This is a genomic window from Sorangium sp. So ce1036 (assembly GCF_051369805.1).
GTDB lineage: Bacteria > Myxococcota_A > Polyangia > Polyangiales > Polyangiaceae > Sorangium > Sorangium cellulosum_F.
The window spans coordinates 3008825-3035809 of the sequence record NZ_JBBMOX010000001.1 but is presented as its reverse complement, the minus strand read 5'-3'; the positions used below and the strand labels follow the sequence as shown (position 1 = coordinate 3035809).

The 26985-nt window shown below is 71.2% G+C and carries 26 protein-coding genes; 15 read left to right on the top strand and 11 right to left on the bottom strand.

The window, feature by feature from the left end:
- Nucleotides 1-10 precede the first annotated feature (10 nt).
- Both WMF31_RS11755 and WMF31_RS11750 read left to right on the top strand, forming a co-directional pair.
- Entirely contained in the window at nt 11-1477 is a 1467-nt protein-coding gene (locus WMF31_RS11755; RefSeq protein ID WP_436602024.1) for an N-6 DNA methylase, read from the top strand.
- Nucleotides 1474-2805 (top strand): restriction endonuclease subunit S, encoded by a 1332-nt coding sequence (locus WMF31_RS11750; protein ID WP_436602023.1) that lies wholly within the window; start codon nt 1474-1476, stop codon nt 2803-2805. Before WMF31_RS11755 ends, WMF31_RS11750 begins: the two co-directional genes overlap by 4 nt.
- On the opposite strand, the gene WMF31_RS11745 is transcribed toward WMF31_RS11750, so the two are convergent.
- Both WMF31_RS11745 and WMF31_RS11740 read right to left on the bottom strand, forming a co-directional pair.
- Nucleotides 2802-3473 (bottom strand): hypothetical protein, encoded by a 672-nt coding sequence (locus tag WMF31_RS11745; RefSeq protein ID WP_165373357.1) that lies wholly within the window; start codon nt 3471-3473, stop codon nt 2802-2804. The genes WMF31_RS11750 and WMF31_RS11745 overlap by 4 nt on opposite strands.
- Before the next feature lie 275 nt (nt 3474-3748).
- Nucleotides 3749-4339, bottom strand: coding sequence for a hypothetical protein (locus WMF31_RS11740; protein WP_436606646.1), 591 nt, complete (start codon nt 4337-4339; stop codon nt 3749-3751).
- Here WMF31_RS11740 and WMF31_RS11735 point away from each other — a divergent pair.
- The 10 genes from WMF31_RS11735 (at nt 4242) to trpS (ending at nt 14724) form a co-directional block, all read left to right on the top strand.
- Nucleotides 4242-4784, top strand: coding sequence for a hypothetical protein (locus tag WMF31_RS11735; protein WP_436602022.1), 543 nt, complete (start codon nt 4242-4244; stop codon nt 4782-4784). The two genes, WMF31_RS11740 and WMF31_RS11735, sit on opposite strands and share 98 nt — an antisense overlap.
- Before the next feature lie 130 nt (nt 4785-4914).
- A complete protein-coding gene (locus WMF31_RS11730; protein ID WP_436602021.1) occupies nt 4915-5136 on the top strand; it encodes a hypothetical protein in 222 nt (73 codons plus the stop codon).
- A gap of 98 nt (nt 5137-5234) precedes the next feature.
- Nucleotides 5235-6890 carry a phospholipase D-like domain-containing protein gene (locus WMF31_RS11725; RefSeq protein WP_436602020.1) on the top strand — a complete coding sequence of 552 codons (1656 nt, stop codon included), beginning with the start codon at nt 5235-5237 and terminating at the stop codon, nt 6888-6890.
- A gap of 117 nt (nt 6891-7007) precedes the next feature.
- Complete coding sequence (lysA, locus tag WMF31_RS11720) at nt 7008-8315, top strand: diaminopimelate decarboxylase (RefSeq protein WP_436602019.1); 1308 nt, start codon at nt 7008-7010, stop codon at nt 8313-8315.
- A gap of 252 nt (nt 8316-8567) precedes the next feature.
- Nucleotides 8568-9596, top strand: a complete 1029-nt coding sequence (locus tag WMF31_RS11715; RefSeq protein WP_436602018.1) for a GAF domain-containing protein — start codon at nt 8568-8570, stop codon at nt 9594-9596.
- Nucleotides 9593-9829, top strand: coding sequence for a hypothetical protein (locus WMF31_RS11710; protein WP_436602017.1), 237 nt, complete (start codon nt 9593-9595; stop codon nt 9827-9829). The genes WMF31_RS11715 and WMF31_RS11710 overlap by 4 nt, the downstream gene beginning before the upstream one ends.
- A 196-nt stretch (nt 9830-10025) precedes the next feature.
- Nucleotides 10026-10244 carry a hypothetical protein gene (locus tag WMF31_RS11705; protein ID WP_436606540.1) on the top strand — a complete coding sequence of 73 codons (219 nt, stop codon included), beginning with the start codon at nt 10026-10028 and terminating at the stop codon, nt 10242-10244.
- Between the two features lie 419 nt (nt 10245-10663).
- Nucleotides 10664-11923 carry a DUF3237 family protein gene (locus tag WMF31_RS11700; RefSeq protein WP_436602016.1) on the top strand — a complete coding sequence of 420 codons (1260 nt, stop codon included), beginning with the start codon at nt 10664-10666 and terminating at the stop codon, nt 11921-11923.
- Between the two features lie 204 nt (nt 11924-12127).
- Nucleotides 12128-13327: an MFS transporter gene (locus WMF31_RS11695; RefSeq protein ID WP_436602015.1), complete on the top strand. Its 1200-nt coding sequence runs from the start codon at nt 12128-12130 to the stop codon at nt 13325-13327.
- A gap of 320 nt (nt 13328-13647) precedes the next feature.
- Nucleotides 13648-14724: a tryptophan--tRNA ligase gene (trpS, locus tag WMF31_RS11690; RefSeq protein WP_436602014.1), complete on the top strand. Its 1077-nt coding sequence runs from the start codon at nt 13648-13650 to the stop codon at nt 14722-14724.
- Between the two features lie 9 nt (nt 14725-14733).
- On the opposite strand, the gene WMF31_RS11685 is transcribed toward trpS, so the two are convergent.
- Together WMF31_RS11685 and WMF31_RS11680 are read right to left on the bottom strand one after the other, a co-directional pair.
- Entirely contained in the window at nt 14734-14877 is a 144-nt protein-coding gene (locus WMF31_RS11685) for a hypothetical protein (RefSeq protein WP_436602013.1), read from the bottom strand.
- Nucleotides 14874-15539, bottom strand: coding sequence for a hypothetical protein (locus tag WMF31_RS11680; RefSeq protein WP_436602012.1), 666 nt, complete (start codon nt 15537-15539; stop codon nt 14874-14876). Before WMF31_RS11680 ends, WMF31_RS11685 begins: the two co-directional genes overlap by 4 nt.
- A gap of 232 nt (nt 15540-15771) precedes the next feature.
- Here WMF31_RS11680 and WMF31_RS11675 point away from each other — a divergent pair, with 232 nt between their 5' ends.
- The gene (locus WMF31_RS11675) at nt 15772-16026 is read left to right on the top strand and encodes a hypothetical protein (RefSeq protein ID WP_436602011.1); all 255 of its coding nucleotides are present in this window, start codon (nt 15772-15774) and stop codon (nt 16024-16026) included.
- A 22-nt stretch (nt 16027-16048) separates the two neighbouring features.
- On the opposite strand, the gene WMF31_RS11670 is transcribed toward WMF31_RS11675, so the two are convergent.
- Complete coding sequence (locus tag WMF31_RS11670) at nt 16049-16237, bottom strand: hypothetical protein (RefSeq protein ID WP_436602010.1); 189 nt, start codon at nt 16235-16237, stop codon at nt 16049-16051.
- A gap of 777 nt (nt 16238-17014) precedes the next feature.
- Between WMF31_RS11670 and WMF31_RS11665 the strand changes: the two genes are divergently transcribed.
- Nucleotides 17015-17656, top strand: a complete 642-nt coding sequence (locus tag WMF31_RS11665; RefSeq protein ID WP_436602009.1) for a hypothetical protein — start codon at nt 17015-17017, stop codon at nt 17654-17656.
- A 101-nt stretch (nt 17657-17757) separates the two neighbouring features.
- On the top strand, nt 17758-18456 hold the full coding sequence (locus WMF31_RS11660) for a hypothetical protein (protein WP_129350756.1): 699 nt from the start codon (nt 17758-17760) through the stop codon (nt 18454-18456).
- 529 nt (nt 18457-18985) lie between these two features.
- Here the strand turns inward: WMF31_RS11660 and WMF31_RS11655 are convergent.
- The 6 genes from WMF31_RS11655 to WMF31_RS11630 all read right to left on the bottom strand — a co-directional run bounded on the left by WMF31_RS11655 (nt 18986) and on the right by WMF31_RS11630 (nt 26734).
- Nucleotides 18986-20650, bottom strand: a complete 1665-nt coding sequence (locus WMF31_RS11655) for a cation:proton antiporter (protein WP_436602008.1) — start codon at nt 20648-20650, stop codon at nt 18986-18988.
- 232 nt (nt 20651-20882) lie between these two features.
- Entirely contained in the window at nt 20883-22265 is a 1383-nt protein-coding gene (locus WMF31_RS11650; protein ID WP_436602007.1) for a TAXI family TRAP transporter solute-binding subunit, read from the bottom strand.
- 56 nt (nt 22266-22321) lie between these two features.
- Nucleotides 22322-23425, bottom strand: coding sequence for a metallophosphoesterase family protein (locus WMF31_RS11645; RefSeq protein WP_436602006.1), 1104 nt, complete (start codon nt 23423-23425; stop codon nt 22322-22324).
- A complete protein-coding gene (locus tag WMF31_RS11640; RefSeq protein ID WP_436602005.1) occupies nt 23422-24594 on the bottom strand; it encodes a hypothetical protein in 1173 nt (390 codons plus the stop codon). The genes WMF31_RS11645 and WMF31_RS11640 overlap by 4 nt, the downstream gene beginning before the upstream one ends.
- Nucleotides 24595-24746: 152 nt before the next feature.
- Nucleotides 24747-25799, bottom strand: a complete 1053-nt coding sequence (locus WMF31_RS11635; protein WP_436602004.1) for an ABC transporter permease — start codon at nt 25797-25799, stop codon at nt 24747-24749.
- Entirely contained in the window at nt 25799-26734 is a 936-nt protein-coding gene (locus tag WMF31_RS11630) for an ABC transporter ATP-binding protein (RefSeq protein WP_436602003.1), read from the bottom strand. The genes WMF31_RS11635 and WMF31_RS11630 overlap by 1 nt, the downstream gene beginning before the upstream one ends.
- Between the last annotated feature and the right edge of the window lie 251 nt (nt 26735-26985).

Genomic DNA, 26985 nt, shown 5'->3' with positions numbered 1-26985 from the left:
CCACCGCCGCATGACCGACGTTGTTGGAAAGCTCTGGGGGTTCTGCCACACCCTCCGCCACGATGGCATCGATTACGGGGACTACATCGAGCAGATCACGTACCTGCTCTTCCTGAAGATGGCCGACGAGCGGGGCATCGACCTCTCGCGCGTCGAGCACAGGACCGCCCGCGGGAAGGTCGAGGTGACGGACTGCTCCTGGCCCGCGCTCCGCGCGGCGAGCGGGCAGGCCCTGCTCGACCGCCACGCCGAGATCCTCCGCCGCCTCGGCGAGGCGCCCGGCGTCCTCGGGGAGATCTACGCGGGCTCGCAGCAGCGCTTCAAGAGCCCCCTGAACCTCAGGAAGCTCATCGACCTCATCGACGACGTGTCGTGGACGCGCCTCGGCGTGGACGTCAAGGCCGCCGCGTACGAGGGGCTCCTGGAGAAGGCCGCCGCCGAGGGCAAGAAGGGCGCGGGGCAGTACTTCACGCCGCGCGCCCTGATCCGGTCGATCGTGCGGTGCATGCGGCCCGATCCGCGGAAGAAGCGGGGGTTCACGCTCTGCGATCCGGCGTGCGGAACGGGGGGCTTCCTGGTCGCCGCCTACGAGTGGCTCGCGGCCGAGGCGAACGGCGCGCTCGGCCGCGACGTGGCGAGGCGCGTCAAGGCCGAGGTGTTCCACGGCACGGAGCTCGTCGCCCGGCCCCGCCGGCTCGCGCTCATGAACCTGGTCCTCCACGGCATCGAGCCGAAGATCGCCCTCGGCGACGCCATCTACGACCCCCCGACGGGCGCGCGGTTCGACGTGATCCTGACGAACCCGCCGTTCGGCACCCGGGGGGCGAGGCAGGCGCCGGCGCGCGACGACTTCGCGATCGCGACCTCGAACAAGCAGCTCAACTTCCTCCAGCACGTGATGACGCTCCTCAAGCCGGGCGGCCGGGCCGCGGTGGTGCTCCCGGACAACTGCCTCTTCGCGGACCAGGCGGGCGAGGTCCTCCGGGTCCTGACCGAGGGGTGCGATCTGCACACGGTGCTGCGCCTGCCGCGCGGGACGTTCACCCCGTACTGCCCGGGCGTGAAGGCGAACGTCGTCTTCTTCACGAAGGGCGCCGCGACGGAGGAGGTCTGGATCTACGACGCGCGCACGAACGTGCCGTCGATCACCAAGAAGGGCCGGCCACTCTCGCCGGCGCACTTCGAGGAGTTCGAGCGGTGCTACGGCGACGACCCCGACGGGCGGGCGAGGCGCGACGCGGGGAGCTCCACGGAGGGCCGCTTTCGCCGCTTCACCCGCGCCGAGATCGAGGAGCGCGGGTTCAAGCTCGACGGGCTCAGGTGGCTCAGGGAGGAGTCGCTCGACGACATCGACGATCTGCCCGAGCCGGAGGAGCTGGCGACCGACGCGATCCAGGAGCTCGAGGGGGCGATCGCCGCGCTCTCCCGGGTGCTCGTGCTGCTCGACGGCGGGGCGCCGAGGGCGGCGGAAGAATGAGCGGGCGCCTGCCCGAGGGGTGGTGTGAGACGACGCTCGCCGCCCTCTGCTCGCACAGGAGCGGGAGCTCGAAGCTCATCAAGGGGAAGCTCCACGCCGAGGCGCGGCCCGGGCGCTACCAGGCGTTCAGCGCCTCCGGCCCCGACGTGTGGCGCGACACCTGGGAGCACGAGGGCGAGGCGATCGTCGTCTCGGCCGTCGGCGCCCGGTGCGGGAAGGCGTTCAAGGCGCGCGGGCGATGGTCGGCGATCGCGAACACCCACGTGGTCTGGCCGGACACGCGGGTCCTCGACCTCGATTACCTCTTCCTTCACCTCAACGACGAGGGCTTCTGGGCGAAGGGCGGCTCGGCCCAGCCGTTCGTGAAGGTGCGCGAGACGTTCGCGCGCCCCTTCCCGCTGCCCCCGCTCGCCGAGCAGCGCCGCATCGTCGCGAGGGCCGTGGCCGCGCTCGCCGAGGTCGGCGCGGCCACGGCCGGGCTGACGAGGGCGACGCGCATCCTCAGGCGGTTCCGGCAGGCCGTGCGGGCGGCGGCGTGCTCGGGCAAGCTGACGGAGGCCTGGCGCGCGTCGGGCCCCGCCCCGGAGGCCGCCACGACGGCCGAGGAGCTCTGGGGCTCGCTGCGCGCGGCCTCCCGGGCAGACCGCGACGCCCTGGAGCGCGACGTGCCCGCGTCGTGGGCCGTCTGTCCGTTCGGCGCGCTGGTGGACAACCACGATGGCCGCCGCGTCCCCGTGAAGTCCGCCGTTCGGCGCCGGCGAAAGGGGCCGTATCCGTACTACGGGGCTTCGGGCATCATCGACTCGATCGACGATTACCTGTTCGACGGCGACTACCTGCTCGTGGCCGAGGACGGCGCGAACCTCCTGTCCAGGAGCACCGCGGTCGCCTTCCCTGCGAGCGGCAGGTTCTGGGTGAACAACCACGCTCACGTCGTCCAGCCGAAGGCCGGCGTGGTCCTCGGGTACCTCGAGCTCTCCCTGAACTCGCTCGATCTGCAGCGCCATGTCACCGGCTCCGCGCAACCGAAGCTCACCCAGGCGGCGCTGAACGGCATCCCGCTGCCGGTGCCGCCCGAGGAGGAGCAGGCGGAGATCGTCCGCCGCGCGCAGGCGCTCTTCGCGCTCGCCGCCGCGATCGAGCGGCGCGTGGTCGCCGCCGCGGCCCGGGCCGACAGGCTGCCGAGGGCGATCCTCGCCAGGGCGCTCTCGGGCGAGCTGGTCCCGACCGAGGCGGCGCTGGCGCGGGCCGAGGGCCGGGGCTACGAGCCGGCGGAGGCGCTCCTCGGCCGCATCCGCGGTGAGCGGGCCGAGCCCGAGGCGAGCTAGCGCGCCCGCTGCGCGCCCAGCGCCAGCATCGCGTCCCAGAACATCTTCTCGTAAGCCTGGAAGAGCCGCGTCGTGCGGCGGACCGCCCGGGGCTCCACGCCGCGGTCCAGCCCGTCCTGCAGGATGGCGATCGCCGTGTCCTCGAACGACGGCAGCGCGGCGAACGCGTCCAGGAACGCCGTGTGCTCCGGCTCGAAGCCGTGCCGCTCGCGGAGCGCCCGGCTCATCCTCCCGCAGTTGAACCCCCAGGCGGGGAAGTTGATGAGCAGCGCGCACGCGATCTCGGCCGCCGACGCGTTCGCCGCCGCCCAGGCCATCTGGGCGGCGTAGGCGAACCCCTCCGCGGTGACCTCGTACCGATCCAGGTCGTCGGGCGTCATGCCGAGCTTCCGGCCCATGGCCGCGATGCCGCCGGGCGCCGCGAGCTCGCCCAGGAGGACGCCGCTCCAGAAATCGCGAAAGGGCGTGTCCGCGAAGCGCTGGAGCATCGTCGCCATCGAGCGCAGATCGCTGAGCGCCACGTGATGCTGATGCCCGGGAAAGGCCCTCAGCCCCTCGAGCGTCACGTCGCCCCGCGCGATGGCGTCCGGGTACGGGTGGTCCCTCAGCCGATCATCGATGTTGCGGAGCTCCTCACGAATGTCCTTCACCAGCGCGGCCGCCTTCATGGATACCTCCTCCGGGTGCGGCATCCATCCTACCGGCGCATCACGGGAGGGTGGCGAGGTTAGGAAGCGGTGGCCGGCCACGCCCACAGTCACACAGTAAGTTTTCAACAAGGATGGATCCAGACGAACTGCGGCCCGGGGGTCGACGAGTTCTGGTAAAAGCACAAGGCCGCTCCGGGCGCGAATCGCGCCCCGGCGCGGGCAGCAAGTTCACTCAGGACGGCCGGCGAACGAGCTGCGCCGCGGCAGCGAGCGAGCTCGGGCGAACGGGCCCATCACCGATCGAGCTTTGACATGATCTTCCTTCGTGAAAGCGCACGTTTCACCCTGACCTGCCTCTCCTGCCTGGCCCTCGCGACCGCGACGACCGTCGCGGCGACGGGCTGCTCGGACGACGCGGATGGCGTGTCGACCACGGAAGGGTCCGGCGGCAGCGGCGGGGGGGCCGGCGGCGCCACGAGCGTGAGCTCGGGCGCGGGGACCACCACGACCACGGGCGCCGGCACCACCACCACGACCACGGGCGCCGGCACCACCACCACGACCACGGGCGCCGGCACCACCACCACCGCCAGCAGCACCAGCGCCACCACTGGCACCGGCGAGCCGGCGACCAGCAGCACCACGACCACCACCGGCGCGGGCGGCGGGACGCCGACCGGCGCGTGCCCGGCCAGCGCGACGTTCTGCTCCGGGTTCGAGGGAGAAGGGCTCCCCGACGGCGCGACGTACCGCCCCTCGTACCAGCAGGCCGACGCGCTGAAGAACATGGAGATCGACGCGTCGATCTTCTTCGCCGGCTCGCGCTCGCTGCACGTGAAGCCCGGCGGCAGCGGATACGACTGGAGGATGCTCTCCGTCGACACGCCCGGGCCGACGTTCTGGGTCCGGCTCTACGTGCGCAGCAGCGTGGATATCGGCCAGGCCGAGCACAACGCGTACTTCCAGGCCATGACCGGCACCGGCGAGCCGAACGAGGGCCACAACGTCGAGGTCGCCGAGCAGTACTGCCAGATCGTCCTGAACCTGCACGACGCGGTCGTCCTCTCCGAGGGCGGCAGCACGGCGTGCGGCAGCGGCGGCGTGTCCCTCCCGAAGGACACGTGGCACTGCATGGAGGCCTATTTCGACGGCACCAAGGGCGATGTCCAGGTCTACGCCAACGGCGACAAGATCATCGACAAGACCGGCTGGGAAAAGCTCGACTTCAAGAGCTTCAGCTTCGGTTACCTCGGCTTCCACGGCCCCGCGCGGTCGATGTGGTACGACGACGTGGCCGTCGCGCCGGAGCGGATCGGCTGCGCCCCCTGAGGCGGACGAGCGCCGGCGCGTCGAGGGCCCGCTTGCCCTCGCGCGCCGCCGGCACCATGGTCGAGGTGGCCGGGCGCGCCGCCGAGGCGCGGCCGCCCGCCGGCGGCGATGAACTGGGATGGTCGATGCGATGGCGTACTTCGTTTTCCGGAATTTCCCCGACAATACCCCCATCCCCGACGACTGCTATGGCTGCGACGGTACGCCGGACTGGGCGGCGCTGCTGGAGTGGATATGCCCCGATCTCTCGCGCGACGAGGCGGAACGGCTCGCGGCGATCGGCGAGGCGAGCGGGCGCGGGCCGAACCTCGCGGGCCTGAAGCGGCTCGTCGAGGAGCACGCGAGGCCGTAGGCCGCGCGACGCCGGCCGGACCGGCCCGGCGCTCCCGTGACGCCCTGGCCGGACGGCCCGATCGTCGTTGCCGTCGTTGTCGTCGTTGAGGAGGGGCGATGGGCAGGATCCTCGATCCCCGACGTCACACCTGGTGCGTCACCCCGGTGGAGGACATGGGCCTCCTGGTCGACGCCGACGAGTATTATCCGGAGTTCTACCGGGTCGCGAGCAAGGCGCGCCGGCTCCTCCTCCTCGCCGGGTGGCAGTTCGACAGCGACGTCGCCTTGCTCCGGGGCGGCAGGGAAGAGCGGGTCTCGACGCCGATCACGCTGCTCAAGTTCCTGGACGACCTCTGCGAGAAGAGCCCCGATCTCCAGATCTACATCCTCGCATGGGATTTCCACCTGGTGTTCGCGCTCGAGCGCGAGTGGCTGCAGCAGCTCGTGTTCCAGTGGACGAACCATCGGCTGCACTTCCTGTTCGACTCGAGCCATGTCGAGCGCGCCTCGCACCACCAGAAGTTCGTGGTCGCGGACGGCGAGCTCTCGTTCCTCGGCGGGCTCGACCTCTGCGATCACCGCTGGGACGACCGCCGCCACGCGAACAAGAACCCGCTGCGCGTCAGCCGCGGCGCGCCGCACAAGCCGTTTCACGACGTGCAGGCCTACCTCCGCGGCCGCGAGGTCGCCCGGGCGCTGACCGAGCTCTTCCTCGATCGCTGGCGGCGGGCCGGCGGCCCGCCCATCGTGTTGCCCGACCTCGAGGGGGCCGAGCGCACGTTCGCCGGTGACCGGCCGGAGGGCGGCATCCCCCTCCCCGCCCGCGAGGTCACGCTGAGCCGCACCGATCCGCGCGGCGCCCCGACCGGCGCCGCGCCCATCACGGAGATCCGCGACCTCTTCGTCGACGCCATCGGCGCCGCCGAGCGCTTCATCTACATCGAGACGCAGTATTTCACCTCTCACGTCGTCGCCGACGCGCTCGAGCGGCGGATGCGCGCCGAGGGGCGGCCGGTCCTCGATATCGTGCTCCTCTTGAACCTGGAGGCGGAGACCGTGAAGGAGCAGATCGCCGTCGGCCTCTCCCAGGCCAAGGTGCTCGGCAGGCTGCGCGCGGCGGCGGCCGAGACCGGCCATCACCTCGGCGTCTATTACACCCTGCCGGACTGCGGCGAGGACGAGACGGCCGAGCGCGCCACCTACATCCACTCGAAGGTGATGATCGTCGACGATCGCTTCCTCACGGTGGGCTCTGCCAACCTCACGAACCGCAGCCTCTCGATCGACACGGAGCTCAACGCCTCGGTCGAGACCGACGATCCCGGCGACGCGCTGGGCCGCGGGATCCAGAGGGCGCGTGCGTCGCTCCTCGGCGAGCACCTGGGAGGGCCCGACTTCGACCGGACGGAGGACCTCGTGGCCCACCTCGACGCGCTGGCGAGCCCCCCGGTCGGCCCGCGCCCGCCCGGCACATCGTGCCGGCTCCGGCGCCACCCCTCGCCCACGGAGGACGAGCGCGTCCTGCTCGAGGTCATCGACCCACACAAGCTCCCGTTCGACCCCGCCGCGGTCGAGGACATCGACAGACGCCAGGGCTCGCTCTTCGTGGGCGGGCTCGGCGCGCTCTTTCGCCATCTCGTCGGCCTCGACGCCCAGGCCGCCGAGCCCGAGCGCGAGAGCGAGCGGGACAACGAGCGCAACGAGCGCAACGAGCGCAACGAGCGCAACGAGCGCAACGAGCGCAACGAGCGCAACGAGCACGAGACGAAGTAGCGAGTGACCTCGCGCCCGCCTGTCGTCCCGCCCGAGGCCCAGCTTGCTCGCCGGCGGCGGCACATGGTAAAAGGGCGGGCTGCGAACGCTCTTTCAGCGTTTCAGGCGACGAGGAGTATGCAAGAGGCAGAGATCAAGATCGGGGGTATTTCGGTCCGCGACCTCGCGGAGCAGTACGGGACGCCGCTCTATGTCTACGACGCCGAGCGCATCCGGGATAACTTCCGTCGCCTGAGCAGCGCCTTGCGCGGCCACTACCCGGAAGTGTCGGTCTATTACGCCATCAAGGCGTGCAACAACCTGGAGATAGCGAAGCTCCTCGTCGAGCAGGGCGCGGGCATCGACGCCGCGAGCCCGAACGAGATCCGCCTGGCCCAGGCGCTGGGGCTCTCGGGCGAGCGGATCCTCTACACGGGCAACAGCCTCTCGGACGACGACCTGGCCGCCGGGCTGCGCGCCGGCGTCATCTTCAACGTCGATGACCACGGAGTCCTGAAGCGCCTGTTCGCGCTCGGGCGGCCACGCTGCATGTCCTTCCGGATCAACCCGAGCAGCGAGGACATCGCCACGCCCGATCTGACGCCGTTCGCGGGCCCGTCCGCGAAGTTCGGCATCCACCCTCGCTTCGTGGAGGAGGCATACCGCACGGCGCTGGAGAACGGGGTCGAGCGGCTCGGGGTGCACATGATGCCTCACTCGCAGGCGAGCAAGCCGGAGAGCTTCGCCCACGTCACCGGGAAGCTGCTCGACCTGATCGGCCCGGTCGCCCGGAAGCTCGGCTTCCAGCTCGAGTTCCTGGACATCGGCGGAGGGCTCGGCATCCCCTACCGGAGGGAGCTGCCGCCGCTCGACGTGGACGCCGTCGCCCGCGAGGTCGCCGCGGTGGTCCGCCGGAAGTGCGCGGAGCACGGCCTCAAGACGCCCCGCCTCGTCATGGAGCCGGGGCGGTACTTCGTCGGCGACGCGGGCTACGTGCTCGGGCGGGTGATCTCGATCAAGCAGGGATACAGGACGATCCTCGGGACGGACATCTCGATGAACACGATGGCGCGCCCGGTGATGTACGGCGCGTACCACGAGGTGCGGATCAACGGCCGCGGCGGCCAGACCGCGCCGATGGCGATGACCGGCCAGGTCTGCGAGAACACCGATATGTGGATCAGCGAGCGCGAGTTCCCCGCGGAGGTCGCCGAGGGGGACGTGGTCGTCCTCATGGACGCTGGCGCGTACGGTCATGTGATGAGCTACGACTACAACGGTCGGCTGCGGCCCGCCGAGGTGCTCGTCGACGGCGGGCAGAGCCGGCTCATCCGGCGGCGCGACACCTTCGAGGACCTGGTGTCGCGGATGTGCCTCTCCGAGGACATCCAGAAGCGCCTGCGCGAGGCCGCGGGCGAGGCGTCGGGCCAGGCCGCCGGCGGCTGAGCCTGCTGGCTCGCCCCGCCGCGGATGGCCTGATCCGGGCGGCGTCGCCGGTGCGACGAACGCAACGAACGCAACGAACGCAACGAACGCAACGAACGCGCGCCGCCCCCTCGGATCGCGGCGCGCTCCGGGTCCGGGGGAGCCCGCGGCGCCCGCGTGCGGTAAGCTCTGCGCACGGGCGCCGCGCGGCGCCTCGCCGAGGCCGCGGCTCCCCCCCGGGGGGCCGCGGCCTCCCCTGGCAAGAGCTTCCCCATGGCCGACTTGAACGATCCCGCCCGCCTCGCCGAGCTCCACCACCTCATGCTGCGGGCCGACGCGGACGCCCTCCTCGACGACTGCGTGGCGCGCGCGGCCGAGCTCGCGGGGGCGCCGATCGCGCTCGTGAGCCTGGTGGTGCGGCACATCCAGCTGTTCCGTGCGCACCGCGGCTTGCCGCCGGAGCTCGCGGTGAGCTGCGCGACGTCGCGGAGCAACTCCTTCTGCCAGCTCGTGGTGCGCGACGAGGCGCCGCTCGTCATCGAGGACGCGCTGCGCGACGCGCGCGTACCGAGGGAGCTCGTGGAGCACTACGGGATCCGCGCGTACGCCGGCGTGCCCATCCGGGTGGGCGGGCACGTGATCGGCTCGCTCTGTGTGATCGACCACGCGCCCCGCCGCTTCGAGCCGGGCGTCGTCGACGGCCTGAGGCAGCTCGCCGTGGAGGTCGCCGAGCGGCTCGCGGCGCTCGGCGGCGGCGCGCCGTCGGCCTGCCACGCCGTCGAGGAGCACCTGCTCCGGCTCGGGGAGACCGCGCGCCTGCTCGAGCAGGCGCTCCGCGCGATCGGCCCCGCGCTCGCCCAGGCGCAGGCCGCGGCGGCGACGCTCCTGGACGCGCCGCGCGGCGCGCTGAGCCCGGACGATCTGCGCGCGGCGGTCGCGTGCTATCGCGACATGTTCGCGATCGCCGAGGAGATGGCCGGCGACGCCATGGCCGTCGCGGCCTCGGCCTCGGCCTCGATCGAGGAGGCGCGCGAGATCGCGGAGCAGACGCGCGCCCTCGCGCGGGATCTGGTCGAGATCGGCCCGCTCGTCCGCCTGGCCGAGGGCGTGCTCGAGGGCACGCTCGACGAGGGGAGCGCCGCCAGGGCCGCGCTCGTGGCGCGCGAGGCGCTCTCGGCGCACGAGACCGCTTCGGCGGCCGTCCGCCGGATCCTCGCCACGGCCGCGCGCGCGCGGGCGGCGATGACCTGCGGCGCCGGGCCGGGCGGGGCGGCGCCGGGGCCGGACAGGGGGGCGCCATGAGGGGCAGGGCCTATCACCTGTTGCGCTCCTGCCTCGGCGACGAGAACCCGCCGAGCGCGCGCAACGCATTCATCTATGCCCGGGTGATCATGCGCGCGCGCGTCGTCCCCGAGGACATCACGCCTGTGCTCGATGACCCGGAGATCGAGCGGAGGATCGAGCGCGCGCTGGAGGAGATCCTCCCGCGGAGCCGCGGATCGGAGTCGGAGCTCGGCGGGGCGCGATCGCCCTGAGGGGATCCCGAGCTGCGAGGGCCGGCGTGGAGGAGAGGGCTCGTGCGTGGGCGCACAGCGGAACAGCCCCCCTTCGCGTGGCGCGCCGCACGCCGCGCCCGAGGCGCCGCCGGATCTCCATCTTGCGATCGGCGCCAGCTCTGGTTATGTGCGGGGCGCCGTTCGTGGGACGGCGAGAAAAGGAGTCGTGATCCAGATGAACATCAACAAGATGCTCGACAAGGCGTACGAGGGCAAGTCGTTCCGGGAGCTGCTCGACGCCCCGGTGGACGCCCTGGAAGGCGTCTCTGCGGGGGACGCGAAGCTCTTGAACGAGGCGTTCCGTATCAAGACGATCCGCGACCTCGCGAACTGGAAGCACGCTCGCTGGGCGCAGGCGATCGCGGTCGCGGCCGAGACCGAAGAGACGAAGTAGAGCGCCCCGGCGGCTGGCCGTTGCCCCCAGGGGGCCGCCCTCACGCCACGGCCCGCGCGGGCCGCCACAGACACGATTTCAGCACCAACCCAGTTCAACCCTCGCCAGAATTATCCAGCCCACCGACGTGGGCGTGACGTCTCGCGCCGAGGCATAGGCGAGTATGCCTATGCCTCGAGCCAGAGGGCTCGGGTACGACGTCGTCGCGATCGCTTGCGTCGGGCGATGCGAGAGCGGACGACGATCCTGGAACAGAGAGGCGGCGACGAGTGGAAACGGGTGGTCGGTGGCGCCGGCGGCGGGGCGCCCGGCCTCGGGGGAGGCTGGCGCAGGCCGCGTGGGCGCCGCGAAGGAACGGTATGCTCTTACCTGAATGGATGGATCCGGCGATGAGGATTGGGCATCTGCCAACGAAGCTCTTGACGATTGGAATCCTCGGCCTCTGCCTTGGGGGGTGCGGTCAGTCGAGCGAGGAGGGCAGCGGAGGGACGACGAGCAGCGGCGCTGGCGGCGCGGCGTCGGGCGGTCCTGGTGAGACGACCGGCGCCGGTGGCGACGCCGCCACGGGCGGCGCGGGCGGCGCGGGCGGCGGAGCCACCGGAGCCGGTGGCGCCGTGGAGGCCGGCGTCAGCAGCGGCAGCACCGGCGAGATCGTCGGCGCTGGCGGCGGCGGCGCCGGCGCCGGCGGGATCGGCGGCGCGGGCGGCGGCAGCGGCGGCGGCGGCGAGGCGACGATCGTCCCCGATCCATCGTGGACCTGCGGCATGCCCGACGGCATTCCGCTCCCCACGCTCGGCGAGCTCGTCTTCCGGGCGACGCTCGAGCTCGGCGAGACCCGCGATGTCGGGACCACCCAGTTCGGACACCGCCGCCTCCTCGACGTGAAGGGGGGCACGCTCACGGGCGACGAGATCGAGGCCACGTTCCTCACGGGCGGCATGGAACTCGAGCTCACGCTGTCGAACGGATCCGTCGAGCTCGAGGAGATCAACATCCTGAGGGCGAGCGACGGCACCCTCATCTACCTGCGGAGCTGCGGCGTCGCGCCCGCCGGCGATGCGGTCGTCCGGGTCGTCCCGGACTTCGAGGTCGCGGAGTCGAGCTCGCTCGCCTGGCTCAACACCGGGAAGTTCGCGGGCACCCGCGTCGTCGACGCCGCGGCGGGCACGGTCCAGATCGACGTCTACGACATCGCCGAGGTGGCCGTCGGAGAGCCGAAGATCCAGCTCAAGGATCCCGAGGGCGTCCCCAATCAATCGTGGGAGTGCTCGACGGCGACCGGGGCGAGGGGCTCGAGCGTGTTCACCGAGTCCGTCACGCTCGGCTCTTCCCTCTCCGTCGGCGCGAGCAAGCGCGGCACGCGCAACATCATTCCCATCACCGGCGGCACGGTCACCGGTGGGACGCTGCTCAGCGGCCTGTCGGGCTCGGTGCTCCCCGGAGGCGGGGACTACCAGCTCCTCGGCTCGAGCACGATCCTGGACGCCAGGTACGCGCTGTCCTCGAACGACGGCGAGATCATCGTGGTGAGGAACTGTGGACCGTTCGGCGCGCTCGTGCCGGTCTTCGAGGCGCGCGCGGACGGCCCGTACGCGCTCCTCAATACGAACGCGTATGTGAGCTCCGACCCGGGGTTCGCGTCGGGCGGGGTGAGCCTCACCTTCTATGAACGCAAATAGAGCAGCCGGTCCGCGGGCACACCGGCGCCTTTCGTGGTGACAGACCGTACCGCCGCGGAAGCGCCGGCCTCCCTGGTGCTCTTCAGCACGGGTGCTTGACCACGAGGATTGGCCTTTGGACGGTCCTACGCGATAACCGCACCTCTCAGGCTTCGACCAGATGCAACAATCCCGGACAACGGGACGGAAACGGGAGATTTCCTCATGGGCGCATCGCCCCCTCACGCGTCACGCAGCACCGTCACGCTGTCGCTGTGCTTCCTGATCGCCCTGCTGGAAGGGTTCGACATCCAGGCCATCGGCGTGGCCGCCCCCCTGCTGATCCCCGCGCTGGGCCTGACGCCCGAGCAGGCGGGCGTCGTGTTCGGGGCCGGCATGGCCGGGCTCGTCTGCGGCGCGCTGGCCGGCGGCTGGCTGGCCGACCGCATGGGCCGCAAGCCGCTGCTGATGATGGCCGTCGGCGTCTTCGGCCTGTTCACGCTGGCCACCGTGGTGGCGGGCGGACCGGTGTCGCTGGGCCTCTACCGGCTCCTGGCCGGGGCCGGCATGGGAGCGGCGATGCCCACCCTGGTGGCCGTCGCCCTGGAGATCGCCCCGCCCGACCGGCGGACCCGCACCACCACCTTGATGTTCAGCGGCATGCCGGTCGGCGGCGCGCTGGCGGCGCTGTTCGCGGCCGGTATGCTGGGACGCTTCGGCTGGCACAGCATCTTCCTGGCCGGCGGCGTGCTGCCGCTCTTGCTGCTGCCGGCCATGGCGTGGCTGATGCCCGACAGCCGCGCGGCGGCGGCCGGGGGCGCCCAGCGATCGGGCAGCGCGCAGGCGCTCTTCGGCGATGGCCGGCTGCTGGTCACGGCGCTGGCGTGGTTCACCTCCGGGCTGACGCTGCTGGTGCTGTATCTGCTGCTGAACTGGCTGCCGTCGCTGGTGGCGGCCAAGGGCCTGGGCGGCGTGGGGGGCGCTGGCGCCGCCTTCGCCTTCAATGCCGGCAGCGTCCTCGGCTGCTGGGTCATCGGCGTGCTGGTGGACCGGCTCGGGCCGCGCCTCCCCATCATCGCGGCCTATCCCGCCCTGGCCCTGTCGCTGTTCGGGCTGGCGGGGGCCGACAGCCTGCTGCCGGTGCTGGCGCTGGCCGGCCTGGCCGGCTTCTTCCTGCTGGGCGCGCAATATTCGCTCTATGGCGTCATCCCGCTCTATTACCCGGCGCGGACGCGCGGGCTGGCCACCGGCGCATCCATCGCCATCGGCCGGCTGGGTTCCATCGGCGGGCCGCTGGCGGCGGGCCACCTGCTGGGCCAGGGCTGGGGCCCTGCCGGCGTGGCCATGGCCATGGTGCCGGTGGTGCTGTCGGCCGGCGTGGCGGCGGCGTTGATGACCCTCCGCGGCCGCTATGCCGGTGATTGAGGGAGGCGCGGCGGCGCTCGATCGACAACGCTTGTGGCGGACCTATCGAGTCGACGTGCTCTCCTGCGCTGGCCGTCATCAACGACGATCTTGACCGGAGGGTCCTGGAGTCCCTCGGTATCGAGCCCGAGGCGACGCGGCGCGTCCGCGACCATCACTCCTGCGGGAAGTTGCCCCGGATCCGAAGAGCGAGGACCGCGTCGCGCGGCGATCCGCCACGCTCGCCGGGCTCCGCGCCCTCGGCGTGGCCCCTCGGCCGCGCCTTGAAGTGACCCCCGGTCTCATCTATACTTTACCCACGAGTTGCCATGAGTCTTGAAATGGAAGAAATTCACCCGGGTTCGTTCGAGGCCACGCAGGAGCGGAGCCTGAAGCTCGAGCAGGACCTGACCTTGAATCCCTCGAGATACCGGGTCCTCACCGGCGACCGCCCGACCGGGCGCCTCCATGTCGGACACCTCTTCGGCTCGATCCAGAACCGGGTCCGGCTCCACAAACTGGGGGTCACCACCTTCATCGTCATCGCGGATTACCAGGTGCTCACCGACCGGGACACCTTCGAGGCGATCTCCGAGAACATCCGGCAGCTGACCATCGACTACATCGCCGCCGGCATCGACCCGGACGACGGCAAGACCTTCATTTTCCCCCATAGCCACGTGCCGGAGCTCAACCAGCTCCTCCTTCCCTTCCTGACCCTCGTCACGATGGCCGAGCTGGACCGCAACCCGACCGTCAAGGAGGAAATCCAGGCGGCCGGGCTCAGCCGGATCAACGCGGGCATGTACACGTATCCCGTGCACCAGGCCGCGGACATCCTGTTCTGCAAGGGCAACGTCGTCCCCGTCGGCAAGGACCAGCTCCCGCACCTCGAGCTCACCCGCATCATCGCCCGCCGCTTCAACGAGCGCTTCTCCGCGAGCCGGGCGGTGTTTCCGGAGCCGCATCCGCTGCTCAGCAAGGCGCCGGTCATCCTCGGGCTCGACGGCGGACAGAAGATGAGCAAGAGCCGCAACAACGCGATCCTGCTGAGCGCGACCGAGGACGAGACCGCGGCCCTGATCAAGAGGGCGAAGACCGACGGCGACCGGCTCATCACCTTCGATCCCGTCAAGCGCCCCGAGGTCTCGAACCTCCTCTCGCTCATCTCCCTGTCGACCGGGCGCGCGCCCGAGGAGATCGCGGCGAAGATCGGCGACGGCGGCGCGGGCACGCTGAAGAAGACGCTGACCGAGACGCTCAATGAGTACCTCAGGCCGCACCGCGCGCGCCGGGCGGAGCTCGAGGCGAACCCGGACTACATCCACCAGGTCCTGGTCAACGGCGTCGCCAAGGCGCGGGAGGTCGCCTCCGCGACGCTCGACGAGGTCCGGGACGCCATGAACATGAGGATCTGACCGCGGGCGTCAGGCGAAAAAGCCCGGCAGCGGTCCGCAGGTCGGCTCGATGCCGATGCCGGTCGCGGCGTGGCCGAGCGCGTTCATCACCGACGTGAGCGGCTTGTTCGAGCTCTGCGCGGTGGTGTTGTGGATGTACTGGCCCACGTTCACGCCGCGTCCTCGGCCGCGGTCTTGTCCTTCTTTTTGACCTCCACCCGGGCTCCGGCCGGGGTCAGGTTCTCGAGCAGCCACTCGCTCGTCCGCCGGAGCTGCTCGATCTTCTCCCTCGTGAACGGGTGGAGCCCGTTGAGCTCGTCGGCGTGCTGCGTGAACAGCGCCGCGAGCTCCATGCCATCCCGCGCCATATCGTATTTCCCGGAGCCGGCCCGGATCTGCGCGACACGCTCCCTGTCGAGGAGGCCGCGCCGGGCGAAGAGCTCCGCCTGGGTCAGGAGATCCTCGCGCGGCCCGCCGATCTCCTTCAGCGCCTTCTCGATCTCCTTCGGGCCCGCCGCCCGGGGCAGCGCCTCGCGCACGGCAAACAGGAGCGCACGGGCGAGATCCGGCAACTCCAGGAGCTCGTCGACCGCGATCCTGGGCAGGTGCTCGCGCACGGCCTTCACCTGCTCCTTCGTGCCGAGCACCGCCGCGACACCGCGCTTCACGTTGACCAGCACGAGGCGCGGAGCGGCGCGGCACGCCTGCACCGCGTCGGGCGGGAGCCCCGCCCCGATCGGCTGACAGTGCCTGTACAGGGCCTGGTAGCTCCAGGCCCCCTCCTCTGCCCTGCCCTGCGCCGGGGACTTCGCGGGTTGAGCCTTGGATTTCGCCATGGTCGCCCAAGCTACCAGGCTCAGCCAGGAGCCGGGAAGCCCTCCGGCGCCGGACTTCGAGGCACAAAATCAGGCACCCCTGCCTGCGCGGGAAGGCGCGCGACCGCCGGAGGAGACGCGTTTGGATCCCAAACCACACCAAGCCCCTCGTCTCGCAGCCCATCGTGGGTGCCAGCCCACACCGAATTCCAGGAGAACAGCCTGATCGGCCTGATCTTTTGGTTCCAGCCCGGTGCCGGCGCTCCTCGATCCCTGGCGGACCCGGGCGCTTGCCTGCCTGCCCGGCGCCCACACCGAGTGCCCGGGCGACCGGAGCACCTGCACGCCGTCGCCGGAGCAGCCCGGGGTCCCGCCGCCCGGCGTCGCCCTCGGCAGCAAGTCGGCGGGGGTCGTCGCCGTGGATCCCGGCGGCTGCGCCCCGAGCGGCGGCGAGCCGATCGGCGAGCTGCTGCCGGCCGAACCGTCGACGTTCTGCTGCCAGGCATAGGGCCCGCGAGAAGAACAGGCGATCATCGCCTCGCGCTCGGCAACAGCTCCACCCGATCCGCGAGCGCTCCGCGCTCCTGGTTGCGGAGGGCCGCGATCAGGGCGCCCGCGACCGGCCCCGAGCCGACCGTCGGCCCGAGCAGCTCACGCACCCAGAACGCCATGATCGACCCCGCGAGCGTGCCGCGCCCCTCGGCCCGAAGCCGCTTCACGGCCGCGTAGGCCCGGACGTCCGAGGGGCGGCTGCGCGCCAGTGTCCGGGTGCGCTGCCCACGAGCATTCGCGACGTCAACCGCACGCATCGATCGGCCCCCCCGCCGATCCCCTGGAAGCGAAGCGATATCGTCCGCGACCGGCCGCGCGCGCGTCATCGCTTGCGCGCGACGTCCTGGACATCGCGCGCGTGCCTCGGGGAGCTCGACGCGCTCGCTCGCGACGTCTGGCGGCGGCCATGTGCACGGATTCAGCGAAGAACGACAGCCTTTCCTGGATCCTCCTGCCTGCTTCTTGAGGCCAACGCGAGCCACCACCAGATACCCCTGAGAGCAAGAGCCGATGACCGCAGCACTTCGTCGTTCAAGGACAAGCCATCCCTGCCTCGCCCATATTATTTCCGCGACGGTACTATCCCAAACCGGATGCACGATCTTCGACGAAAGACCAACACCGACGTGCATGGATCCATCCCCTGAGTGCGTGGCACTGTGTGTACAGGGACCCGGATCCCCTCAGCCAATCTACTGCGGGAGAACGACACCATAACAACAACGATTCCTGGATATCCTAGGCACAGAGAACTGCGACAAATGGCGCGAGTCACTACCCCCCCAGCAGCGACCCCAGTCTAACCATCACCCCCCAAATGGTTGGAATAACACCAATCAAAAAGGACCCCTGCTACTACTAGCTCACACCACCCTGGAGACCCATTTTCACCACACCAACTGCCTCTCAGACGACGATCACCATCACCCCGCAACATTCGACAGATGCGAACCTCACCGACACCGACAACATGGATTGGATTGGGATCCATCGCGGTCGCCGCACTCGCGGCGGGATTCATTCTGGGAAGAATCTCGGCAGAGAGCGACAACCGGCCTCACCCGCACCAGGACGTCGCCAGCAAGGACGATCCCGATCTTCGGTCGACTCTGAGCGCCACCCGGAAACGGTTGGCCAGCTGTGAAAAGACCCTCCAGCGTCGCGATCACCATCTTCAGACGAGAGAGGAAAAGCCCCACGCCAACGAAGACAAGCCCACCCATTCACCGGAGCCAGAGTTTCCGAAGCAATGCATCATCGCATCGGCAGCGACGCAGGTGCACACGCTGTCCGCCAATCGCACGAACTTCAGGAGACATTTCGACGCATACAAGGCAATACTCGGTAGCAGCACGATCGACTGCGAAACCGTCTTGAGCATTCGAGACCTAGCCCGGAACCAACACTCGATTTGTGCCGCCATCGCAAGATCCTTCGAGGATGGGTCACACTCAGATCTCACGAGCGATATTCGCGGCATCGACGCGATGGAAAATGCCTATATGCTCAGGAACGAGTACGGCGACATCGATATTAATGAGCTAGTGAAGAACCCGGAGTGCATAGCCCGCATACAGACCGAATGACTCGAACCTATTTCGCGCCACCGTTCATCTCGCGGGAGCCATCGCCCCGCCGTTCGAGCAGGCCAGGGCAGCCATTCTTGCGCGCGCTATCAGGGCTTGCAGTGTTCTCCCTTGCCGCTCTGGCATCAGCGCAAGAGCCACGGCCCCCAGAGAAATTCCACTGGGGCGGCCTCTACCTCAACGGTGTCGTTCAGACAAAGCTCCCCCATCTCGCGAGATTCGGAGCCACGTATGGCGGCGGAACGGCTCCGGGGGCTGTCCATACAGTCATGGTGAGCTTCGGACAGACCGCGAGTCCCACCCAGGAGCTCAACATCGGGTATTTCATAGGCATTGGAGTGGGCAAGGAGAACATGTCGACGATAGAAGACAAGCAATTGGGGATCCATGCCACGTTCGAAGCCGGACCGTTCCGGACGAGCGCGGCCACCAGCCTTCAACTCTACAAATTGATCGGAGCCGTTCTTCCCATGTTCACCACGACCTTGAGGCCGCAGGGTACCCTTGTCCGGACCACGCACGTCGATCTGTTCCTCGGCGGAGACGTCTATTCCCTCAACGTCAACGCCCAGCTCGGCTTCACGTGCGGATTACGGTTCAGGGACATAAGAATATTCGATCGGAGCATGGATGGACTCCTGTCGATCACGGAGATGAACGCTTGGACCAGCGTTCCAACGCATGGAACCATCTGGGCGGCCTACGTCGAATCGCGCCTCGGGATCGTCGTCGATCTGGAGTCCGACAAGGGAGACCATGGGGAAAAGCGCGACCGGATCCGTGAGTATGGGCAGCTCTGATCGGTCGCGCCCGGGACGCCGCTCGCCTTGTCGCTCTCGCTCAGGCTGGTTGCGATGCAGGTGAGAACTCGGCTCACTCGTCCTCGAGCGGCTTGCAGCAGTAGACCGCCGGGATCAGCATGTCGGCAAACGACGGCTGGCGTTTGGTCCAGTACCACCAGGGGCGAGCCAGCGCCCCGCGGGAGCGAGGGCGGTCATCGCGCGGGCTGCTCGCCCTGGCCGCCGCCCTTCGAGCGCGCCCGGTGCCGCGCCCGGTACGCCGGGGGGCTGACGCCCTCGGAGCGCCGGAGATGCGGGGGCGCTCCTGCGCGGTCGGGACCTCCTCACCGGCGCACGCCGGGAGGGCAGCGGAGAGACAGGCGAGGCCTGCGGCGAGCAGGCTCTGGCGTGAGTGCATGATCGTGCTCCTCGGGTCGAGTACGCCCGGCGTCGCGCCGGGTCGTGCGCCTACCGTGCGCGCGATCGGCGGCCGGCGCGCGCCCCGCGCGCTCAGCGATTCGCCCGAAACGCTCACACGGCGGCGCCGCGCTCAGGCGTGCGCGCGACGCGCCGTGGCGAGCGAGCGCTCGATCACGTCCGACTCCACCCCGAAGCGCTGCAGCGCCCGGCGGCCCAGCTCCAGCGCGAGCTCCATCTCGCCGACGACCGCCTCGTCCGCGCCCCGCGCGTGCAGGAAGGCGCGGTCCTCGTAGCTGTGCGTCCGGGCCAGCACGGTCGCCGCCCGGCTCACCTCGCGGGCGTGCTCGAGCGCCCGGCGAACCGCCATCCGCTCGGGGATGCAGAGGATCAGGAGGTGCGCCGTGCGCAGGGAGGCCCGGTCGAGCACGTCCGGCAAGCCGGCGTCCCCGAACAGGGCCGAGACGCCCCGCGCGCGGAGCGACTCGACGACCCTGAGGTCCTCCTCGATGACGACGAACGGCTTCCTGTGCTGCTCCAGGAGCGCGCAGACGATGCTCCCCACGCGCCCGTAGCCACAGACGATGGCGTGGTCCTCGATGGCCGAGGGCCGCGCCGCGTCCGCGTCCCGCGCGGCGCCGGAGCGCCGGGCCTGCACCCGGCGCAGCAGCGCGGGCGCGAGGCCGTTCACCAGGGGGGAGAGGAGGATGGTCACCACCGTCGCGCTGAGCAGCAGGTTGAAGATCGGCCGCGACAGGGCGCCCTGCTCGAGGCCGATGCGCGCGAGCAGGAACGAGAACTCGGCCGACTGCGCGAGCGCCGCGCCGATCAGGACCGAGAGCCGCGTCGAGCACCCGAGCCAGCGCGCGAGGACGGTCGTCACCGCCCCCTTGACGAGGACGATCAGCGCCACGGTCACGAGGACGAGCGCCCACGCGTCGAGCACGAACGCCGGATCCAGCAGCATGCCGATGGAGACGAAGAAGATCCCCGAGAAGATGTCCCGCATCGGGATGGCGTCGCCCAGGATCCGGTGCGCCAGGTCCGACTCGCCGACGACGACGCCGGTCAAGAACGCCCCGAGGGCGAGGGAGACGCCCAGCAGCGAGGCGCCGCCCGCCATGGCGAGGGCGAGCGTGACGACCGCGAGCGCGAAGAACTCCCGGTTGTGGAGCGCGGACGCGCGGCGGAGCCCCCACGGCACGACCCAGAACGACAGCGGCACGACCACGAAGAAGAACAGCGCCGCCTTGCCGAGCAGCGGGCCCACGGCCGTCGAGCTCGGCGACAGGAACGCGAGGACGGCGACCAGGGCCACGGTCGAGATGTCCTGGACCGAGGACCACGCGATCCCGAGCTGGGCGTGGCGGCTGTCGAGCTCCCCGCGATCGGAGAGGACCTTGCCGAGCACGGTGCTCGACGAGTTCGAGATGACCGCCCCGAAGGCGTACGACTCGAGGGGACCCCAGCCGAGCGCGCGCCCGACCAGGTAGCCGAGCCCGATCATCACGGCGACCTGGAGGAGCGCGCCCAGGATGGCGACCCGGCCGGCGCGGACGAGCGCTCGCATCGAGAGCTGCGCGCCGATGACGAACATCAGGAAGATGATGCCGAGCTCGGCCAGCTCGGCGATGGCCTCCGTCTGGCCGATGATGCCCGGCGTGAACGGGCCGATCGCGACCCCGGCGAGCACGTAGCCGAGGATGAGCGGCTGGCCGAGGCGCAGCGCGACGGCCGCGCCGATCAGCGCGGCGACGAGGGCCGTGACGAGGTGAACGAGGAGGCCGCCGTCCTGCATCGGCTCACCCGAGAGGTGCCAGCAGCGCGGCCCGCGCGATCCCCGATCCGAAGACCGGAGAGGGGCCCCTGGGGACGGGCAGGAAGCGAGACATTCCGGGCGTATAGCACGCCCGAACCCCCGGCCCGGCGCCCCGCCGCGCCGCGTGACGAGCAGGGCGACGACCCCGGCGAGCTCGACCGACAGGACACGCCGCGCTGGCCGAGCGCGCGGGGCGCGCCGCCGCGGGGCGCTACGCGACGGGCGGCGGCGGCGGCGGCGCCGACGCGGTCGGCTCGCCCTCGAGGCGCCGGCGCACGTACCCGAGGTGCAGGTAGAGCTCGTAGAGGTTCGCCATCGCCCCGAGCGGGACCGAGACGGTGGCGAGGCTCTCCTCGAGCTCCCGGAGCTTCGCGGCGAGCTCCGCGCGCCGCGCCGGATCCACCGGGCGGGACAGCTCCTGCTGGGCGCGGTGCAGGACCTCGTAATGGCGGTAGATCCGCGCGCGGACGCGCCAGGTGTAGAGGGGCTGCGCGATCTTGAGGACGGAGAAGATCACCGTCGCCAGGGGGAGCAGCATGAGCTTGAGCCGGCTCACCATCGACGCGGCCCAGAACGGCAGGAAGCGCCGCAGGAACGAGGGCCCCTCCTCGAGGTAGCGCCGCGCCTCGGGGTGGATCGGCGCCTCGACGAAGCGCGCGGACGGGAACTCGCCGGGCGCGTCGAGGAGGTTGCCCTGCTCGTGCACGGCCTGGGCCGCCTCGAGCAGGAGCGGGATCAGCGCGGGGTGGAGCGCCTGGCTGGCGACGAGCGCGGCGGGCGGGGCGAGCAGCGGGCGCGGCGCGGGCGGGATGTTGCGCTCGAGGTCGAGCAGGCCCTCGCTGAGCGTGACGCTGGTGAGGTAGGGGTAGCGGCGCGCGAAGCTATCGTGCTGGCGCAGGTCCATGAGGTGCACGCCGTCCTCGCGGATGAGCGCCTGCACGTGCGACGAGCCGGGGCCGACGATGAAGAAGGCGGCGTCGACGCGGCCGGCCAGGAGCGCCTCGGCGGCCTCGGGATCGGTCAGGGACGCGAAGGGGACGCCGGCCGCGGCCTGCGCGCCGGCGGTGACGCCGCTGTCCGCGAGCAGCCGCAGCGCGACCACGCGGGTGCCGCTGCCCTCGGGGCCGACGGAGAGGCGCTTGCCGGCGAGGTCGGTGAGGCGCTCGAGCGGCCGCTCGCCGCGGTGGAAGATCCAGAGCGGCTCGCGGTAGACGCTGGCGAGGCTGCTCAGGCGATCGCGGGCCTCGGGCGGCATGGCGCCGCCCTGCACGAAGGCGACCGAGACGTCGCTCGCCGGATCGAGCAGGAGGGCCACGTTCTCGGCCGAGCCCGCGGTCTCGCGGACCTCGAGGGAGATGCCGTGCCGGGCCAGGTACGCGCGGTACTGCTCGGCGAAGGCGTGGTAGCGGCCGCTGGCCTGTCCGGTGGCGATGGTCAGCCGGCGGGGCGGCGGGGGCTCGACGAAGAGCAGGTAGGTCACGACGAGCGCGACGACGCCGAGGACCAGGAACGGGGCCCAGACGCGGAGGAGCTCCCTGCGGTGGCTGTCGGCGATCTCGCGGCGGAACTGGCGGCGGAAGGGGAGTCGGATCATGGGCCGCTGGCCTCGGGGTGTCTGCCTCGTGGAGGTCCGCGCTCGCCGCCGGGTGCTCAATCCACGCGGACGACGGCGACCTGCGATACCCTGCCGGGGGGCTCGACGTCGACGGTGACGAAATGACGCCCGACGCCGTCGAGCCGCTCGGGGATGGCGCCGCCGCCGCCCGAGATGTACGCGGGGATCCCCGCGTTCTCGAACGCGTAAAACGAGTGGATGTGGCCGTAGAACGTGAGGTCCACGCGCCCGTCCGCGAGCATCGTGAGCAGCTTGTTCGCCTCGGCGCGGCTCGCGAAGGCGCCGTTGCGGGAGCCCACCGGATCGAGGGGCGCGAGGTGCATCGTGACCACGTGCAGGAGCTCCCGCCCCTCGGCGAGCCAGCCGGAGAGCCACCCGTAGGCGAGCGGATCGATCGTCGCGCTCGCCGAGTCGAGCATCGTGAACTGCACGCCCCGGAAGACGAAGCGGAAATTCCCCCGTCCGAACCACTCGTGGTAGAGGTCGTCCCGCGTGCCGAGCTCGTGGTTGCCGAGCGTCGCGTAGCAGGGGAAGGCGAGCGTCTTCATCTCGCGCTGGAACCGCTCGAGCTGCTCGGCCGAGCCCCGCGAGGTGAGATCGCCGCTGATGAGCGCGAAGCGGATGCCCTCCGCCTCGTTCATCTTCGCGTAGATGTCCTGCACGCGGTCGATGTCCTCCTGGACATCGGCGAAGACCGCGAACCGCCACGGATCGAGCCGCGCCGCGTCCGGCGGGCGCAGCGAGAGCGTGGCCTCGGCGCCGGGCGGCACGGTGAGGCGGAACGTGCGCTGCGTCGGGAACGGCGCCTCGACGAGCGCCACGGGCACGCGCTTGCCCCCGGCGTGGGCCGACAGCTCGGCGTCGGCGAGCATGTTCTCGATCGTGACCGTCCACGGCCCGCCGCCCGGGTCGGCGAGGCGGACCGAGAGCGCGGGCGCGCTCGCCCACAGCGAGAGCTCGCCGGGCGCGAGGCGGCGGATCGCCGCGAGCCCCTCGTCCACGACGACGCGCGCCTCGCCCGTGGAGGCCTTTCCCACCTCGAGATCGCGGCGCGCGCGGCCCTCGGCCACGTCGAGGCACGAGAGCGCGAGCGGCGCGGTCAAGAAGAGGAGCACGAGGAGCGGGTCTCTCACGGTCATGGCGATCCTCCGGGGCGCATGAGCAGCGACAGGCGCCCGACATACGCGGAGCCCGCTCGCACGTCGGCGAGCAGGCCCCAGCGGGGCGAGGCATCGAGCCGGCCCTGCAGGCCGATGTGGCCGGCGACGCCGCTGCCCAGGCCGGTGATCTTCGCGCCGGCGGCGTAGCCGTCGTGCCGGTGCTCGTAAAACGCCTTGGCCTCGCCGCGCGGATACCCCTCGTGCCCAAGGTACATCCCGAAGGCGAAATGCGGGATCAGGAGCTCGTTCCCCTCGAACGGCCGGCGGCCGTGGCGATAGGCCTCGATCCCGATCCCCCAGCCCATCTCCGCGAACGAGCCCCGCAGCGTCGGCCCGATGTGCGCGAGATCGAGCCGGCCCTGGACCGAGACCTCGCCGGTGGTGATCGAGAAGCCGTCGGAGGTGTAGCGGTGATGGGTGAGCGCGGCCTCGATCTCGAGGAACGAGCCGTCGGCCGCGCGCGGGCCGTCGGGCGTGCCGGGCCCGAGGAAGCGATAGGCGGTCTCGGCGCGGAGGCGCACGTTGTCGTCGTTCAGGGCAAACCAGCCGGAGCCCGAGAGCCGGAGCGAGCGCAGGCGCAGATCCATGCCCGGCACGAGGAAAGAGCGGTAAGCGAACGTGGGGTCGTGGACGTAGGCCACGCCGAGCTGCGTCTCGACCCAGGGCAGCGCGGTGCGAGGGCTGCCCGTGCCGCCCTCGGGGGCGAGCACGCCATAGAGATCCGCGAGGAGGGAGATCCCGAACAGGCCCGCGCCCGTCACCGTGGTGAGGATGATCGGGGCGATGACGCGCCGCGAGGCCCCGGAGACCGCCGCGCCCCCGAGCCCGCCGACGACGAGCCCGGTCCCCGCGCCCCCGAGCGCCAGGAGGGACAGGCCCGTGCGGCCCTCGCCCACGAGAAAGTGCCCGCTGCCGTGCACGAGGAGCCCGGGGATCACCGCGCCGGTCGCGGCGAGGGCGCGCCGCCCGGGGGAGATCGCTTGCCCCGCCTGTGCCGCGCTCGCCGGCGCCACGCTTGACGCTTCGGCGGGAGCGGTCGGATCCGGGGAGGTCGGTAGAGCCTCGGCCTCGTCGGCGTGGGCCGGCGCGGCAGCGAGGAGCGCGAGCAGGGCGAGGAGGTGGCCTGTCGTACGCGAGGGCCTCAGCATCAGATCTTCGTGAAGGGTGCCTACCGTGGCACAGCCGCGCGCTAGAACAAAGAACCTCTGGGTACTCTATGCCTCTATGGTCCCTCCTCCCATGAAACCAGCCACGACGTGGCAGTTCACCACGCCCCCCCGCGCCGGCGCCGTCCTCCGGCTCACTGCCAGCGGAAGATCTTGAGCCCGACCGCGAAGGAGACGACGCCCCAGACGACGAGCACCGCGAGCTCGGGCGCGAGCGCCGAGAGCGGCGCCGCCTCGAGCATCACGCCGCGGAGCGCGTCGTTCAGCGCGGTGAGGGGCAACGCCTGGATGAGCGGCTGGACCGCGTCGGGGAAGCGCTCGGTCGAGAAGAAGACGCCCGAGAAGATCCACATCGGGAACGTCGCGAGGTTGATCAGGCCCGACACGCCCTCGATCGTCCGCGGCCGCGCGGCGAGCAGCAGGCCCAGGCCCACGAAGCTCATCGCGCCGATCAGCGAGACCAGCCCGAGCGCCGCGATCGAGCCGGCGATCGGCACGTCGAGCAGGAAGAACGCGAACAGGACCAGCGCCGTGACCTCGAGCGCCAGGAAGACCAGCCGCGCGCCGATGTGCGCGGTGAGGAGCTGCCAGCGCCGCATCGGCGCCGCCACGAACAGCTTGAGCAGCTTGCCGATGCGCTGCTGGACCAGCGAGAAGCCGATCGCCCAGATCCCCGTCGACATCAGGTTCATGCCGAGCAGCCCGGGCACCAGGAAATCGACGTAGCGCGACCCCCGCTCGGTCATCTCGAGCTCGGCGGCGCGGAACGCGTCCGCGCGCCCCGCGGCGCGCTGCAGCGCCTGATCCACCTCGAGCCGCGCCACACGGCTCTCGGTCCGCGTCGGATCGAACCAGTAGGTGGGCGGATCGGTGTCCAGCACGACGAGCGCGACCCGCCCGGCCCTGAGCTCCTGCCGCGCCTCTTCCCGCGGGGCCACGCGGGGCAGCACCCGCCCCGACGCCTCGAGCGCCGCGCGCCGCGCCTCGGCCCCCGCGCCCGCCTCCACGCTCACCGGCACGGGCTCGGCCGGCTGCTCCCGGAACGCGACGGCCAGCGCCGCCGAGAGCAGGATCGGGAACACGAACATCCAGAAGAGCGCCTCGGGCTCGCGCAGCGACTCCGCCACCCGCGCCCGGGTGAGGAGCACGAGCGGCGCGGCGCGGAGGGAACGGAGCCACCTCGCCATCACGAAACCTCCGCCCCTTCGAGCCTCCGCCCGGCGAGGGCCATGAACACGTCCTCCAGGCTCGCGTGGTGCGTGGCGAGCCGCCTCGGCTCGACCCCGCGCGCCGCGCAGAGCGCGAGCAGCGGCGGTAGCACGCGCGCGACGTCGCGCACGGTCAGCCGGAGCGTCCCCTGCGACAGGCGCGCCGCCTCCACGCCCGGCAGCCCCCGGAGCTCCTCCTCGACGAGCTCGCCCTCGACCTCGAGCTCCACGACGTGCTCGGCGCCGAGCGAGGCGACGAGCGCCGCCGGCGTCCCCTGCGACAGGATCCGCCCGCGGTCGACGATCGCCACGCGGTCGCAGAGGCGCGCGGCCTCCTCCATGTAGTGGGTGGTCAGGAGGATCGTGCGGCCGCGCGCCTTCAGATCCTCCACGATGCCCCAGATCTCGCGGCGCGACGCCGGATCCAGCCCGGTGCTCGGCTCGTCGAGGAACAGCACCTCGGGATCGCCCGCGAGCGCGCACGCGAGCGACAGCCGCTGCTTCTGTCCCCCCGACAGCGCGCGCACGAACGCGCGCGACTTCTCCTGCAGGGACACCTGGCGCAGCGCCGCGTCCGGGTCGAGCCCGCGCGGGTAGAAGCTGCGGAACAGCGCGATCACCTCGGACACCCGGAGCTTGTCCGGGAAGCGCGTCTCCTGGAGCTGGATGCCGAGCCGCGCGCGCAGCGCGATGCCGTCCCCGACCCAGCGCTCCCCGAGCACCTCGACCTCGCCCCCGTCCGGGCGCGTCAGCCCCTCGAGGATCTCCACCGTGGTCGTCTTGCCGGCGCCGTTCGGGCCGAGCAGGCCGAAGCACTCGCCGCGCCGCACCTCGAGGTCGAGCCCGCTCACGGCCACGACGTCGCCGTACCGCTTGACCAGACCGCGACAGACCAGGGCGGGAGCGGCTGACACGGCGGGCATGTATCGCGGAGCGCGCCGGAAAGGAACCCGCCCGCGAGGCGTGCCGGGCGGCCGTGCCCCCCGGGGAGCGCCCTCGACAGAGGGGGTGCGGGCCCAGGCGCCCACAGGCGCGCCGGAAAATTCGACAAGCGACGCGACGCATTGCCTCCCCGGAGAATCGAATCCCGCCAGAGACCTGCGGCCGATGCCTCGAGCGCGGCCCCGCAAGGAACCCTCCGGTCCGAGATCCCGTGGCTGACCGG